The organism is Staphylococcus sp. HMSC14C01 (assembly GCF_001808085.1).
GTDB lineage: Bacteria > Bacillota > Bacilli > Staphylococcales > Staphylococcaceae > Staphylococcus > Staphylococcus hominis.
Map to the genome: position 1 here is coordinate 1 of NZ_KV792054.1, position 14,963 is coordinate 14,963.

A 14,963-nucleotide genomic window follows, 5' to 3' on the forward strand; every position below is an offset into this window, starting at 1 on the left:
TACTTTATGTCCCGGACTCTTTTTTATTATGAATATACTAATACTTGGGTAACTAATAAGCCACCGCCAAAGATAAATACAAAAACGACAATTGGCCATACAAATTTAAACCAATGTGAATATTTCATATCCAACATTTGTAATGTAGCCATAATCAATCCTGTTGGTGCTAAAAATAGCATCGCATATTGTCCAAATTGATACGCTGTAACAATCACAAATCGAGGAATACCTACTGTATCAGCAAGTGGTGCAAATATTGGCATGGCAAGTACAGCCAATCCTGATGATGAAGGAATAATAAATCCTAGGAAGAAAAAGATAATCAATAATACAAGAATAAACAGTGGTCCATTCACATGTTTTACAAGTGATGATGAAAAATTTAACACTGTATCTGAAATCAGTCCATCATTCATAATCCTATTAATACCACGTGCAAGACCAATGATTAATGATACGCCTACTAAGCTTGATGCACCATTAACAAATGCATCGACCACTTTTTTCTCACCTAATCCATTCTTACCTAATGCGACAATAAGCATAATCACAATGGTAAAGGCTAAAAACATAGACGCCATAATCGGGAACCACCATCCCTGAGTCATGACGCCCCAAATCATAATTGGGAATGGCAAGATAAAGAGTATTAAAATAATTTTTTCACGTAAGGTAAAGATACTGTCTTCACCATTATTCTTAATCACTGACCATTGTCTTTCAAACTTCACTTTATCATCATAAGTGTATGATCGTTTCGGATTTTTTTTAATGCGTTTTGCATACCAATATAAATATCCTATCGTAAAGATGGTTGCTACAATAAGTCCAGCAATACGCCAATATAATCCATCTACAAATGTTGTTCCTGCAGCATTAGAGGCAATGACTACTGAAAAAGGGTTAACGGTTGAAAACGTACTCCCAATAGAACTCGCCAGAAAAATAGATCCTACACATATAATAGAATCATAGCCCATCGCTATAAAAATAGGTACCAGAACTGGATAGAAAGCGACCGCTTCTTCTTCAATGCCACATAACGTTCCACCTAAAATCATTAAGATAGATACCATAAAGACCAGTAAAAATTCATGCCCTTTCGTTTTTTTAGTTAATGCTAATAATCCCGATTCAAAAGCACCACTCGTTTGTACGACGCCTATTAAACCACCAAGCACAAGAATAAATACCATGACATCGACAGCTTCAATCGTTCCATTTACCATACTTGTCGTAATTTGATCGGGACCCGCTGGCTTTTGTTTCAAGCGCTCGTAAGTTCCAGGAATCGATATCGGTTTATTGATAGCACCTGATTTAAATTGGTTCACATCAATTTTGACACCTAATTTATCAAGTTGATTTTGTGTCCCTGGGACTGTCGTTGTTTTATTATGTGCATCGACAATCTTAAATTCATGCGCTCCTGCATTATAAGAAAGCTTAGAATACGCACCTGCTGGCACAATCCAAGTTGCTAACACTGCAATAATGGTTAAAATAAATAATATTGTAAATGCACCAGGCATTTTTAATCGAAACCGTTTTTTCTCTTTGTTATCAGATACTGTATGAGATACACCTTCACCGTGTTCCATGCTCCCCACCCCTTTAATCTTAATCACTTCAATATGTACTACGTCATAATTACAATTGAGTCATTTTAAAATTGTTTTTTCACACTTTAAGTTTATGTCTAATGCATATGACATTCAATGATGATGTAAAGTAAATTGATTACTATTCATACTTTGGATACATCTTTTACATATGTTGAGTTGTCCATTTTAGTGCAACAACTCAATATATAAAAATAGAGTAAATAATTAATGTTCAATGGCATTAATTATTTACTCCTATTTATTTGGTTTAGTTATTAGATTGGTGATGTTTACGACGACTGAACCATACAAGTGCCCCACCTGCAATAGCAATCACTGCTGCAATCGGAATCCAGTTTTTCTTAATAGCTTCACCTGTTGCAGGTAATGATAAATTTCCATCACTATTAAATAAACCGCTAAGTAAACCATCATCGCCTAAATGACCTAATGATAAACCTTGTGTTGGATCAGGAATATCACTTATACCATCAAGTAAGCTATTTCCATTTGTTAATCCATCAAGCAAACTACTACCTGAAGGAAGATTACCTAATAGACTTGAACCGAGATTTGAACCACTTGTGTTACCCGTAATACGATCTAATAATGATGGGCGATTTACAATTGGATCAAGAATATAATTTAATCTATTTTTGGCTTGACCTAAGCTATTTTGAAGTTGTAATAAGTCATTTGCTTTACCATTAATTGTACTTTTCACTAAATCCAAAGCATTCGCTTTGTCAGATTGTACTCTTGAAATAATATCAGCTAAAACCTTCGCTTTTGCTTGGTTTAATTTTGTTGCTAACATTGTTTCAATAGCTTGTTTACGATTAGACGTTTTATCTAAAATATCATTTAAAATATCATCACTAGACACAAGACCATGTTGATTAAATGCTTGTTTTAAGCGATCAACAATTTGTGAATTTGTTAAATGGTCATTGGCTAATCGTTTCGCAATAGTAGCCGCTTCATTTTGCCCTAAACGTGTAGATAAAATTGTTTTTAATAAATCCTCTTTATTAGTAGCTTGTTCTAACATAGATTTTAAAATGTCATCACTCGTTGTTGAAGTTAATCCATCAATTTGTTTCATAATCTGATCTGCAATTTGTTTATCAGACTGCCCTTTTGTTTTAATATTTTTCAAGATGTGTTGTGCTTCATTTTTACTAAACACGCTGTTTAATATATCTTCAGCTGCATGTTGTTTGTCAGACGCTTGTTGCAAACGATTAAGAATAATATCACGGTTATTCTCTATATTTTTACGTACAGTTTCAATGTCATTATCAATAACTTGTTTATCTTTTTTCGCTAAATCAGCTTGATTTTGAATTTTATCACGTAAATCAGATAATTGATCTAATTTACGATTGATATATAAATGACTGGCATCATCTTTACTATTTTCAATTTTAGCAATAGCTTGATTAATTTTTTCAGTTTCTGATAATTGGTGATTCACTTTATCAAATTGATGATGTCGTACATCTGTATCTAAGTCTTGATCTTTATGCGTATTGTTTAATTTAGCTAATTCATCTAATAAATGATGGTTTGAATTAGAATGTGTTGTGTCTTCTGTTGTTGGCGCTTCTTGAGTGCTAGATGATTCAGTTGTCGCCTCTTCAGTATTATTGTCATCACTTGGTAATTGGTTTGAATTGTTTTCTTTTGAACTTTCCATGTCTTTTTTAGCACTATCGATATCATTTTTAATACTATCTAATTTATCAACAATAGAAGTTTCTGATTTAGAAGAGGTTGGTTGATTTGAAGGATCCTCAGTTGTTGGTGCTTCTTTTGATGATTCTTCCGTAGTGGATTCCTCTTTCGTTACTTCATCAGTTGTGTTTTCAGAAGTATTTGATTCAGAAGACGAAGATTCATTTGATGTTGTTGCATCTTTTTGTTGACCGCTATCAACTTTATTAGATAGAGCATCTAAATCTGATACGATGTTATCTAAATCATTTGATATATTAGATGTATCATCAGCAGAAGTGTCGTGACTTGTTGTAGCTTTTTCTTCTGTTGACGCATCTTGAGTGCTAGATGATTCAGTACTATTATCCTTGTTTGAAACGTCCGTTGTGTTTTCTTGTGCTGTTGCTTTATTTTCTTTTTTCGCTTCTTTGATTATATTTTTAATTTCAGTCTGATTTTTAGCACTTTCAATATCTTCTTTATAACTTTTTAACTCAACTGCACTTAAATGTTTTAGTTGCTTAATGTCTTCTTTCGCTTTATTAATTGCATCTTGTAAATCTTTTTGAACATGTGTTGAAGTTTCAGAAGTTGCTGTTTCTGCATCTTGTGTTGCTGCAAATGCATCTTTCGTAAACCCGTAACCTACAAGTGAACTACTTAATATTAAAGCTGAACATGACACTTTTAAATACGAACTTAGCTTCGACATTTTACGATTTTTGTTTTGCGTATTTTTATTCATTAATGCCACCCTTTTTTAGTGATATTCCATTTCATTATATAACATTTTACATAAAACTTGAATGTCTTATTATATTTTTATTTATTCGTTTTAATCAAAGATTAAACATCATTAACTATTATATTTTTAAGCGTTTTATATTCATTTTTCGAATATTCGCTACCTCTACTGAATACTGATATTGACCTGTTAAATCAATCAGCGATAAAAACTTATTGTGTCCTGCGCCTGTATCTATAGATAATTCATTTTTATTTTTATAAATCTCGTCTTTCTTTAATCCATAGCGATCATTCGGTACATGACCATGAACTAAATATTTATTTTTAGGAATCTGACGATTAAGCGAATGTGAATAATGTCCAGTAGTATATTCTTTAATCTGCTTATTCAAAGGTTTATTGGTATCTATTCCTGCATGTGCAAAAATATAATTACCAATTACTTCAACAGCAGATAATTCACGTAAGAACGGATGCCAACGCTTAATCTTTTTATCTTTACTATTTAACCAGCGCATTTCATGATTACCTGCTAAAGTAAGCGCACCACGTCGTTTTAACCTTTTAACCAATTTTAATGTTCCAAATGAATCCGGCCCATTATTTACGTAATCCCCCATAAGTACGAGTTGATCTTTTTTGGGATTATATTTTGCTCGTTTTAAAAGTATGGAAAGGGCTTTTCGATGTCCATGAATATCAGAAATCACAAGTAGTCTTTCTGACATGTAAATCTCTCCTTAAATGTAAATGCTTTATGTTGTAAGATTTGTTACGCAACATTGTTATTACCCTCAATTTTTAATTTAATACATGAGAGCGTAACAAAATTTTTATTCAATCCTCTACTGATGATACTGTATATCCCATTATAATGTATCAACATTAACTAACTTTAAACAATTTATTAACGTAACCTCAAAATTCTTTCTTTAATATAAATAATAGAATAGAAAAAATTTATATATTTTGGGGAATTAATTTATGAATACAAAACAAATGATGATTTTTAAAAATTTTGTTGAATTGCAGAATGAAAATGCTGTTGCTGAAAAACTGGGGATAACGCAACCAACTGTAACATTTCATCTAAAAAATTTAAATAACGAACTTGGAATACCTTTATATTTTAAAAAAGGAAAATGTTTCAATTTAACCGATGCTGGAGACTTACTTTATCGTAATTCTAATAAAATGCTAAATTTAATTGATGAAACAACAAATATGATTGAAGAATTCAAACAATCTAAACGTGGAACTTTACGCGTTGGAGCAAGCCATGCACCTATTTATAGTATTCTTCCTAGCACTTTAAAAAAATATATGCATGATTATCCAAATATTGATATTAATTTAATTGTAGATACTGCTCCTATAATACTAAATAAAATAAAAGATAGAGAGATTGATATCGGTGTTATTTCAGAAAAAGGATTCAATGAAAAAGAATTGAAAGTGAAACGTCTTCAAGAAAATCCACTTGTTATCGCAATGGATAAAAGACATCCTTTGGCTTCAAAAACAGATATTTCATTAGAAGATTTAAATGCGTATCGTTTCATTATTCATAGTAGTGGTTCAACACGAGAAAGTATTGATGATTGGCGAAAAAACAATTTTATTGATTTAAATGTTCATATGGAATCAAATAGTATTAGTAGTATATTAACCATTATTAAAGATTCTAATTATCTAAGTCTTGTAAGCCAAAGCACCTTATTCCATCATCCTAATATTATTGGTAAGTCATTAAAAGAAGGCCCACCTTCAAGCTATATCTCTATCGTTTACCGGGCAGATCATCATCTCACTTCTCTTATTCAAAACTTTATGACATTAATCTATTCTTTAAAAAATGAAAGTATTTAGACGTCAATGATATGCAAAGATCATTTATATAACCAAAGGAGTAGAAAACAATTCTTTTAGAATTCATTTTCTACTCCTTTTAATTATTTTATTAAATGTAAATTTCTTATAAATTTTATTAATAAATAACTATAAAAATGATAACATTTTTACATTATATTAATAAATTGCTATAAAAATTTGTCTGTTCCTAATATAATAAAATTAAGAGAACACCGTTTTCATCAATTTTGATATGAAGGAGGCTGAGTTGATGCTTATACTTTCTATTATTTTACTAGTAGTGGGTATCATACTCATCTCTATTAGTAGCTTCGTCGTATATAGACAAGATATTGATCTTAGAGAAAAAATATATTTACCTGGCGTTTTATTTGTACTCATTGGTGCAATTTGTCTTATCGGATATTTCGTAGCTTAAATTTATACATATCATAAAGAGAAGGATAACGAATTTTAAATGAATGTTATCCTTCTCTTTTTTATGCTCCTCCTCACTTCTTCTATAAAAAAACAACAATTTTAATAAAATGTTGCATTTTCCAACGTCTTAAATTTTTTAATGGTACACATATAATCAAACTCTTGTTAAATTATAAAATACGTTCTATTAACGTACATTGTCTAATAACGCTATTTTAACAATAAAAGGAGGTATTATATTGGCAAATCTATTATATAAACTTGGTACATTTATCGCTAAGCATAAATGGCTAAGTATTATTATATGGTTAGTCGTACTTGGTGTAGTGATTGCGCCTCTATTAGTTACTTCACCAAAATTTGATAGTGATATCAAAATGAATGGATTAAAATCCATTGATACGAATGATAAAATCAGTAAAGAATTTCATCAAGACAGTGAAAAAGCGTCCATGAAGATTGTCTTTCATTCAAATAAAGAGGATGGATTGAAAGATAAAACAACGAAAAAAGACATAGAGGATGCCTTAGATAATATTAAACAAGATGATGATTATATACAAAACATTTCTAATCCATATGAGTCGGGACAGGTCAATAGTGAAGGCGATACAGCTATTGCTAATATCAGCTATGTTGTCCCTCAAACAAGTATGCAAGATTCATCTAAAAAGATAGTAAATAAAGCACTTCAAGATATTAAAGATAATCACAACATTCAAATTGAAAAAACAACTGGTATGTCAATGGGCTCTGAACCTGGTGGTGTTTCTGAAATAGTAGGTATCGTAGTTGCTTTCATTATTTTACTTATCACATTTGGCTCTCTTATTGCAGCAGGTATGCCAATTATTAGTGCGATTCTTGGTTTAGCAACAAGTGTCGGTATGATTTCATTACTTACATTTATGTTTGACATTCCAAACTTCACATTAACACTAGCTGTAATGATTGGCTTAGCGGTAGGTATTGACTATTCTTTATTTATTCTATTTAGATATAAAGAAATTAAAAAATCAGGTACTGCCACGGTAGAAGCAATTGGTAAAGCAGTAGGTACTGCAGGTAGTGCTGTTATCTTTGCTGGTATTACAGTAATGATGGCAGTGTGTGGTTTATCACTAGTAGGCATTGATTTCTTAGCAATTATGGGATTTGCTTCAGCTATTAGTGTGTTATTCGCTGTTTTAGCAGCCTTAACATTACTTCCTGCATTAATTAGTATTTTCCATAAAAGTATTAAAATTAAAAATAAGCCTACTAAAAATAAAGACCCTAAACATCATCCATGGGCTAAATTCGTTGTAGGTAAACCTGTGCTTGCAACGATTATTAGTTTAGTGATTCTTATTCTAGCTATAATTCCAATCACAGGCATGCGTCTTGGTATTCCTGATGACAGTCTTAAACCAAACGATTCTTCTGAGCATAAAGCGTATCAACTGATTTCAGATAATTTTGGTGAAGGCTATAACGGACAAATTGTAATGTTAGTGAATACTAAAGATGGTGGAAGTAAAACATCAATTGAAAATGATTTAAGTAATATGCGTAGAGATATAGAAGATTTAGATAATGTAGATACAGTATCTAAAGCACAATTGAATGGTAATAATCACTATGCTATCTTTACGATTATTCCAAATGAAGGTCCAAACGCTAAATCTACCACAGATCTTGTATATGAATTGAGAGATTATCACAAAGATGCCGAAGATAAATATCATTATGACACTGAGATTTCTGGTCAAAGCGTCATTAATATCGATATGTCAGAAAAACTGAATGATGCTATCCCAGTATTCGCTAGCGTTATCGTTATACTAGCATTTATTTTACTTATGATTGTATTTAGATCTATCCTTGTGCCATTAAAAGCAGTACTTGGATTTGTCTTATCATTAATGGCAACCCTTGGATTTACAACCTTAGTCATGCAAGATGGTGTGATGAGTAGTCTATTTGGTGTAGACAATACAGGTCCATTACTTGCCTTTTTACCTGTTATTACAATCGGTTTATTATTCGGATTAGCCATTGACTATGAATTATTCTTAATGACACGTGTTCATGAAGAATACAGCAAAACTGGAGATAATGATCACTCTATTCGCGTAGGTATTAAAGAAAGTGGTCCAGTTATCGTTGCCGCTGCATTAATTATGTTCAGTGTGTTTATTGCCTTTATCTTCCAAGATGATACTGCAATTAAATCAATGGGTCTTTCTCTTGCATTTGGTGTATTATTTGATGCTTTTATTGTCAGAATGACATTAATTCCTGCTTTAACTAAATTATTCGGTAATGCATCTTGGTACTTACCGAAATGGTTAGGTGTTATATTACCTAAAATTGACGTTGAAGGTAAAGCATTAGAAGAACATCATGAATCTTCTACTTCTAATTACAAACATTCAGAGGCCCCTCGTTATAGAGAATTCGTTGATACACAAGATGTATCTTATCAACATCAAAATCGCAGCTATGCTACCCATTCTAATAATTATAATGCATATGATGATGTTGATTACGAAGCTTTATATACCGAAGAAGGTACACCTGAAACGGTTCATTCTAAGCGACAAGAACAGCATGACACTACAACTTATTTTGATAAAACCACACACCTATACAAAGATTTAACTGATAATAATACGGAGCAGGATGTATTATTTAAAGCATTGATGCTTTATGCCCGCGAACATAATCAACATGTTTACGATAAATATCAAACGAGTCATACAGACAATAGAAAAGATGATCAGGGAGGCGAAAGATATTGATGCTTAAATCACGCGTATCAAAATTTTTAGTACTATTAGCCACACTCACACTAGCCATAGTTTTAAGTGCCTGTGGGAATAGTCAATCCAACTCCTCTACACAAAGTAAAACCGAATTAGGAGACAAAACGATTGAAATCCCTTATATTGCAAGTGATAATTCAACTGCACGTTCACTTGTGATTGCGGAAGTATTAAAGAAAGCTGGTTATGATGTTACAACTACACCTGTGCCAGCAAGTGGACCATTATATGCAACAGTGTCTGCAAGTGATGATGCATTTCATGCTTCAGGTATTTTTCCAGAAACAGATAAAAGATATTATGATAAATTTAAAGATACACTTACTTTATATGATGAGAAACATTTAATTGATCATGTTAATGTTGGATTAGCAGTACCTAAATATGTTCAGAACATTGATTCAATTAAAGATTTAAAAGATGATAAAGATTTTGGTAAATCTGTAGATTGGACAATTCAAGGTACTGATAACAGAAATGGTGTTATGCAACAAACGAATGATGAATTAGATAGAGACGATTTGAGTAAATATAGCCTAGATAAAAGTTCCGATCAGGAACAATTCAAAAAAATTCAAAAAGCATATCAACAACAACAACCTATTCTTTTCACATCAATGGAACCAAATTGGTTCTCTAAAGAATTAGATGTCAAAATGCTTAAAGATCCAGACAAAATTTATGGAAATAATAAGCAACATATTGATTTAGTATTCAATCATAATTTTAAAGAAAAACATCCAGCGGCATATGACATTGCAACACGTATGGCAAAAGATTGGGATCAAAAAGATGAGGAACGTTTAGCTAAAAACATCTTTGTTAAAAGTAAAAATCCTGAACAAGTAGCAAAAGATTATGTAGACAATCATGATCACAACGTCGATGATTGGTTAAAAGATATCGACACTAAATAAATATTAAATTGACACTTTATTTGACAATTAAGTGTGGCGAAGAATATTAAATATTCTATCGTCACACTTTTTTATTATCATATTAAAGATGTATATTTGGAATTATTCTAAAGTTTATGATACTTTACTTTTAATAAGTCAAACTTTCGAACTAGAAAAAATGAATAGGAGTATTTTCGGATTATGCCTACTGCCAATCAAAAGCGTATGATTAAACATATAAACGCAACTGTATTTAAATTATTAAATGATTATCATTTTGACGAAATAACAATTCAAAAAATTTGTGATAACGCAGAAATTAATCGTAGTACATTTTATCGTTATTTCCAAGATAAATACGATCTTCTATTCTCTTTACCTGACTATATCGCAACTCAATTTCATCATGAAGATACTCGACCTTTTCTTTCTACAGAAGAATCTTTTCAACAATTCATCTATTTTATCGGAGAACATAAGAAAGTATTTAAACATTTACTGACCTCTTCTCGTCAAGCGGATGTCTTTCGTAATCTAACGCATGTAAGTCGTGAATTAATGTTAGATAGCGTAAAAAGTCAAAATGATCCACTTGCTTTAAAAATTAAACACAGTCATCATCCTGAAATTATTGCAGATTTTTATAGCAGTGGCATGATAGAGGTCTTAAGACGTTGGGTAGAAAATGACTACAATTATAGTGTAGATGAGATTTTTGCTACATTGCATGACATTTTAGAGATATCTTTAAACTGTAAATAGTCTAATAATACTTTGACGTCACACCCTACTTGAGAAGTAAATTATGAGTTTTGTCCTGTCATAATACGTGCATCTATTTCTACATAAGTTATCAATGGAATACCTCTAGCCAAGTAGGTTGCGCCACGTTGTTTAATTTCATTTTGTAAATGGAAAGGAAAGGGATAGTGTCATCTCTATGTATCCTCGATCTAGAAAGTGTCTTAATTGGAAGACGTCTTATGAAATTTTAAATTATAAGTTGCTGCACTTAATTTGATAACTCAAATTATAAAAAAATGAGCATCCAAACTCATTTTGAATTTGAATGCTTTTGATACTGGCAATGTCATCGTATTACATTTTTTCTACGTGGTAAAAGTAAAGCGACTATAAGAGCGATGACTCCAATGACTGCAATAATTATAAATTGTAATGTAAAATTAGATAATGGTTGAATAAGAATCATCAATAATGGCGCAATAGCTGTTCCTAAAAACAGAATAAATGTATTAACGGATAAGAAGAAACCTTGATTTCGATTAACAACCATCCCTACTTTTGAAATAGTAGATGGAATTGCAAACGCAATACCTCCCACAAATAATACACTCCATATCACTAATAAAATAACATTTGTAGTGAAGCCCATTAAAATAAGAGAAACGATACTAACAATTAATGCGCCTACGATAACGTGTTTAACTCCTGTACGATCACTCATACGTCCTGCTAATAGTGAAAGTAACATCCCAATAATACCAAAGAGTTTAGCATTAATTGCTGTTGCTTCCGAGCCCCCTACAATATCAGAAGTAATATAATGATTAAAGATAGTATACATACTAATAAACATTGTGAGTAAAGATAAAGAAATAAGGTAACATAATATGACTATTTTATTATCTTTAAAATCTTTAAAGTTTTTAAAGAAACCTACTAGTTTGAGTTGAGGATTTTTCACTGGACTTTCTGGAATATATTTATATATAAGTACTGCTATAAAGATGTAAAGTAACGTTAATATAAAATAAACCATATGCCAATTAGAATAACGTACTACAATTTCACTCAAGTTTTGGCCAATGACACCAGACAACATAAAACTTGTACTAATAAAACTAATCGCAGTCACACGTTTTACTGGTGAATATGTTTCAGTGACATAAGTAATAGATACAGGTGAAAAAGCTGCCGCACATATACCTTGAATTGCACGAAGAATAATAAGTAGTGTGAACGAATGAATGAAGCCTATAAGTAAACATATAATGACGAGTCCAATAAGTCCAAATAAAATCGTACGAATACGTCCAAATTTTTCAGAAATTGTACCATAAAATAGACAACTTATTGAATACGTAATTGAAAAGATCACACCATTTAGAGAGGCAACAGCATTTGAAATGCCAAAATCTTTTGCGAATACAGAGGTAAGGGGTAAAGCAGTATATAAACTTGCCATAACAATAATACCCGAAATAAAGAAAATTGTAGTCATTCGATTATAATTCATCGATGCTTCCATAATATAACTCCTTTCATAGATTTTTCACAACAGTATTATTATGACACGTTCAATATAGTTTCTAAAGTGTACTGATTAACACTTTCTTATAAAAAGATAATTATCTAACGCTTTTTATTGACTTTACTTACCAATAATCATATAATTTCTAGTATAAAAATTATACTTATTTTATAATAAAATACTTTAACTAAAAAAGGAGTACTTATTAATGATCTTACGTTATGCTGCAAATTTAAAACTTGCAAAAGAATTATATGATTCATCAAAACCAAAATTACAAGGTAGCCAAGAAATGATTGATACATTTAAAAATGTATTTGGTTTACCAGAAAAATCAGTTAAATTAGCAGGCACAGTAGAAGCTACTGCTGCTGCATTATTTGCTGCAAGCTTCTTAAACAAAAATATTTCTCGTTTAGGTTCTATTGCAACATTTGGTGTATTAGGCGTTGCAGCTTACAAACACTTTGAAGCTGGTCACGGTAAAGAAGGCGCACAACACGCTTTAGATTTACTTGGCTTAGCTGCTTTAAGTTTTGCTGATACATTCGGTAAAAACTAATTCAATAACTATATAAATAAAAACGTTCAGCGTGAATGCATTACACATTTATGCTGAACGTTTTTATTTAACTTTTTTTAATGCGACTTTTATACTTAGTTTAACTAATAAATATGATATAAAGGAGCGTTTAGATAATGATATTACGTTATGCTACCAATTTAAAACTCGCTAAAGATTTGTATGCCGCTTCAAAACGTAAACTTACCGGTAACCCTTATACTAAACAACTATTTACACAGGATTTTGAATTATCAGAACGTGCAATGAAATTAGCAGGTGTGATTGAGCTCATTGCATCGGGTTTGTTTGCCACAAGTGTCTTGCATAAAAATATCTCTCGCTTAGGATCACTTGTCACGTTTAGTGTATTAAGTGTTGCAGTATACAAACGCCTTGAAGCAGGTCATGGTAAGGTTGGTGCACAACATGCTTTAGATTTATTAGGTTTAGCTGCACTTAGTCTTATCGATACATTTTCTAAAAAATAATAAAGAGTACATGGGACAACGAATACCATATGAATGCTGTCCCATTCCTTTTAGTTGTATTTATTTAAAATACTTTTAGAGATATGACATAATGATATATCTTCAGGATGTTTATCTAATCTATCTTGATGTTCATCTGCACTTTTAACATAACTTTCTAAAGGAAGTACTTCTACAACGATTTTATCTCTATCTGAACGTTGTTGAATGAATTGTTGTGCTTCTTTAAGATGGCTCTCATTTTCACTATAAACACCTGTACGATATTTAGGTCCTTTATCTACGCCTTGCTTATTCAGACTGTATGGGTCTATGATTTCAAATAAATAATGCATTAAATCATGAATTGAAGTGATATCAGGATTAAAAACTGTTTTGACGCATTCTACATAGCCATCATATTCATCATCAAGTCGCTGCGTCGTTCCATTCGCACGTCCTGCTTCAGTAGCCATAACACCTGGCAATGTTTTAATAAATGCTTGTACACCCCACAAACATCCTCCAGCTAGATATACTGTTTCCAATGTATCACTCCTATTTTTATAATTCTTTTACTAAATTATACCAAGCTACATTTGCATGAGTAGAATCTGATAATCCTTCATTAATATATCCATGCGATTCATAAAAACTTACTAAAGTATCGCGACAAGTGAGAGTGACTCCGAAACGTACATGTTGCCTTGCTATATTCTCAAAATTATTTAACAGTTGTCCTGCAATGCCTTGATGTTGAAAATCTTTCGCTACAACTAAACCGAGTACACTTAAATAACCACCCATATTGGGGTTAGGTCTAATCGATGCAAATAAATCATCTGTAATAAACTTATTCGAAATAGCTGGACCATTAATATAGCCAACGATTTGATTGTTTTCTTCTGCAACAATAAACGTATCCGGAATGATTTCAATACGCTGTTTTAAAGCTTGAGTGGTTGCTGCTTCTTCTTTAGTAAACCCTTCATTTTCTAATTGAATTAAACTTTCTAAATCACCTGCCACTACATTTCGAAAAATCATCTTCTACACCCTTTCAATATCATCATATAGTTTTATTTAATAGCGATTTATCCTATCAACTTTTAAGTGTATGACAAAACTGTCATATAGATGATAGGGAATATTAAGGTTGTTTTTTTATGAATATGTTAGTTTATAAATATACATAGGTATGGTTATTTTTGAAAAATAAAATCATTATCTTTATGTATATAGAATGATCATTACTAAGAACTAACTACCTTTGACTATACATCACTTTAAATAGGTATTTGGTACAACACTTATAGCATCTTCATTTATTTTTTCTCGAGGTCATGCTTTACATCCTAGCAGAATATTGATTAACAATATAATGATCGTATACCTCATCAGCCTATTGCTTCTGAGAACGATACTAATTAATCATGACCAAAACAAATGACTCATTATACCTACAAATGATTACAATATAAATCAGGGTATTAACTATAACATGAATCACATTCCCGTCATCCGTTAGAATCAACACACATGTTTTTATCATGTTTCAGCCCAACAGTGAAATCTATCTGAAGACAAG

The 14,963-nt window shown here is 31.4% G+C and carries 12 protein-coding genes and 1 pseudogene; 7 read left to right on the plus strand and 6 right to left on the minus strand.

From position 1 onward, the window contains the following. Positions 1-26: 26 nt before the first annotated feature. The 3 genes from HMPREF3131_RS10480 to HMPREF3131_RS10490 form a co-directional block, all read right to left on the minus strand. On the minus strand, positions 27-1,604 hold the full coding sequence (locus tag HMPREF3131_RS10480; RefSeq protein ID WP_049434741.1) for a YfcC family protein: 1,578 nt from the start codon (positions 1,602-1,604) through the stop codon (positions 27-29). Positions 1,605-1,875: 271 nt separating this feature from the next. Then, positions 1,876-4,071 (minus strand): LPXTG cell wall anchor domain-containing protein, encoded by a 2,196-nt coding sequence (locus HMPREF3131_RS10485; RefSeq protein ID WP_070436780.1) that lies wholly within the window; start codon positions 4,069-4,071, stop codon positions 1,876-1,878. A 118-nt stretch (positions 4,072-4,189) separates the two neighbouring features. After that, on the minus strand, positions 4,190-4,801 hold the full coding sequence (locus tag HMPREF3131_RS10490) for a metallophosphoesterase (RefSeq protein ID WP_017175489.1): 612 nt from the start codon (positions 4,799-4,801) through the stop codon (positions 4,190-4,192). Positions 4,802-5,057: 256 nt separating this feature from the next. Here HMPREF3131_RS10490 and HMPREF3131_RS10495 point away from each other — a divergent pair, with 256 nt between their 5' ends. The 5 genes and pseudogenes from HMPREF3131_RS10495 to HMPREF3131_RS10510 all read left to right on the plus strand — a co-directional run bounded on the left by HMPREF3131_RS10495 (position 5,058) and on the right by HMPREF3131_RS10510 (position 10,833). Further along, positions 5,058-5,942 carry a LysR family transcriptional regulator gene (locus HMPREF3131_RS10495; RefSeq protein WP_017175490.1) on the plus strand — a complete coding sequence of 295 codons (885 nt, stop codon included), beginning with the start codon at positions 5,058-5,060 and terminating at the stop codon, positions 5,940-5,942. Positions 5,943-6,195: 253 nt separating this feature from the next. Next, a complete protein-coding gene (locus tag HMPREF3131_RS11385) occupies positions 6,196-6,363 on the plus strand; it encodes a hypothetical protein (protein WP_170076316.1) in 168 nt (55 codons plus the stop codon). A 241-nt stretch (positions 6,364-6,604) separates the two neighbouring features. Beyond that, a pseudogene (locus HMPREF3131_RS10500) lies at positions 6,605-8,762 on the plus strand (MMPL family transporter); the annotation flags it as partial. Between the two features lie 385 nt (positions 8,763-9,147). Beyond that, complete coding sequence (locus tag HMPREF3131_RS10505) at positions 9,148-10,089, plus strand: glycine betaine ABC transporter substrate-binding protein (RefSeq protein WP_019834761.1); 942 nt, start codon at positions 9,148-9,150, stop codon at positions 10,087-10,089. A gap of 183 nt (positions 10,090-10,272) precedes the next feature. After that, complete coding sequence (locus HMPREF3131_RS10510; RefSeq protein WP_070436781.1) at positions 10,273-10,833, plus strand: TetR/AcrR family transcriptional regulator; 561 nt, start codon at positions 10,273-10,275, stop codon at positions 10,831-10,833. A gap of 328 nt (positions 10,834-11,161) precedes the next feature. Here HMPREF3131_RS10510 and HMPREF3131_RS10515 read toward each other — a convergent pair whose 3' ends face one another. Further along, entirely contained in the window at positions 11,162-12,340 is a 1,179-nt protein-coding gene (locus HMPREF3131_RS10515; RefSeq protein ID WP_070436783.1) for an MFS transporter, read from the minus strand. A gap of 211 nt (positions 12,341-12,551) precedes the next feature. Between HMPREF3131_RS10515 and HMPREF3131_RS10520 the strand changes: the two genes are divergently transcribed. Both HMPREF3131_RS10520 and HMPREF3131_RS10525 read left to right on the plus strand, forming a co-directional pair. Next, positions 12,552-12,905, plus strand: coding sequence for a DoxX family protein (locus tag HMPREF3131_RS10520; RefSeq protein ID WP_002449545.1), 354 nt, complete (start codon positions 12,552-12,554; stop codon positions 12,903-12,905). A 137-nt stretch (positions 12,906-13,042) separates the two neighbouring features. Continuing rightward, entirely contained in the window at positions 13,043-13,396 is a 354-nt protein-coding gene (locus HMPREF3131_RS10525) for a hypothetical protein (RefSeq protein WP_049419664.1), read from the plus strand. 50 nt (positions 13,397-13,446) lie between these two features. On the opposite strand, the gene HMPREF3131_RS10530 is transcribed toward HMPREF3131_RS10525, so the two are convergent. Further along, the gene (locus HMPREF3131_RS10530; RefSeq protein ID WP_017175494.1) at positions 13,447-13,923 is read right to left on the minus strand and encodes a peptide-methionine (S)-S-oxide reductase; all 477 of its coding nucleotides are present in this window, start codon (positions 13,921-13,923) and stop codon (positions 13,447-13,449) included. A gap of 16 nt (positions 13,924-13,939) precedes the next feature. Next, complete coding sequence (locus HMPREF3131_RS10535) at positions 13,940-14,422, minus strand: GNAT family N-acetyltransferase (RefSeq protein WP_070436785.1); 483 nt, start codon at positions 14,420-14,422, stop codon at positions 13,940-13,942. Between the last annotated feature and the right edge of the window lie 541 nt (positions 14,423-14,963).

What these genes read in the sequence shown, in the direction of transcription:
- HMPREF3131_RS10510 (WP_070436781.1), top strand. Translation starts at nt 10,273, where the DNA reads ATGCCTACTGCCAATCAAAAGCGTATGATTAAACATATAAACGCAACT.
- HMPREF3131_RS10505 (WP_019834761.1), top strand. Translation starts at nt 9,148, where the DNA reads ATGCTTAAATCACGCGTATCAAAATTTTTAGTACTATTAGCCACACTC.
- HMPREF3131_RS10480 (WP_049434741.1), bottom strand. Translation starts at nt 1,604, where the DNA reads ATGGAACACGGTGAAGGTGTATCTCATACAGTATCTGATAACAAAGAG.
- HMPREF3131_RS10495 (WP_017175490.1), top strand. Translation starts at nt 5,058, where the DNA reads ATGAATACAAAACAAATGATGATTTTTAAAAATTTTGTTGAATTGCAG.
- HMPREF3131_RS10520 (WP_002449545.1), top strand. Translation starts at nt 12,552, where the DNA reads ATGATCTTACGTTATGCTGCAAATTTAAAACTTGCAAAAGAATTATAT.
- HMPREF3131_RS10485 (WP_070436780.1), bottom strand. Translation starts at nt 4,071, where the DNA reads ATGAATAAAAATACGCAAAACAAAAATCGTAAAATGTCGAAGCTAAGT.
- HMPREF3131_RS10490 (WP_017175489.1), bottom strand. Translation starts at nt 4,801, where the DNA reads ATGTCAGAAAGACTACTTGTGATTTCTGATATTCATGGACATCGAAAA.
- HMPREF3131_RS11385 (WP_170076316.1), top strand. Translation starts at nt 6,196, where the DNA reads ATGCTTATACTTTCTATTATTTTACTAGTAGTGGGTATCATACTCATC.
- HMPREF3131_RS10525 (WP_049419664.1), top strand. Translation starts at nt 13,043, where the DNA reads ATGATATTACGTTATGCTACCAATTTAAAACTCGCTAAAGATTTGTAT.
- HMPREF3131_RS10535 (WP_070436785.1), bottom strand. Translation starts at nt 14,422, where the DNA reads ATGATTTTTCGAAATGTAGTGGCAGGTGATTTAGAAAGTTTAATTCAA.
- HMPREF3131_RS10515 (WP_070436783.1), bottom strand. Translation starts at nt 12,340, where the DNA reads ATGGAAGCATCGATGAATTATAATCGAATGACTACAATTTTCTTTATT.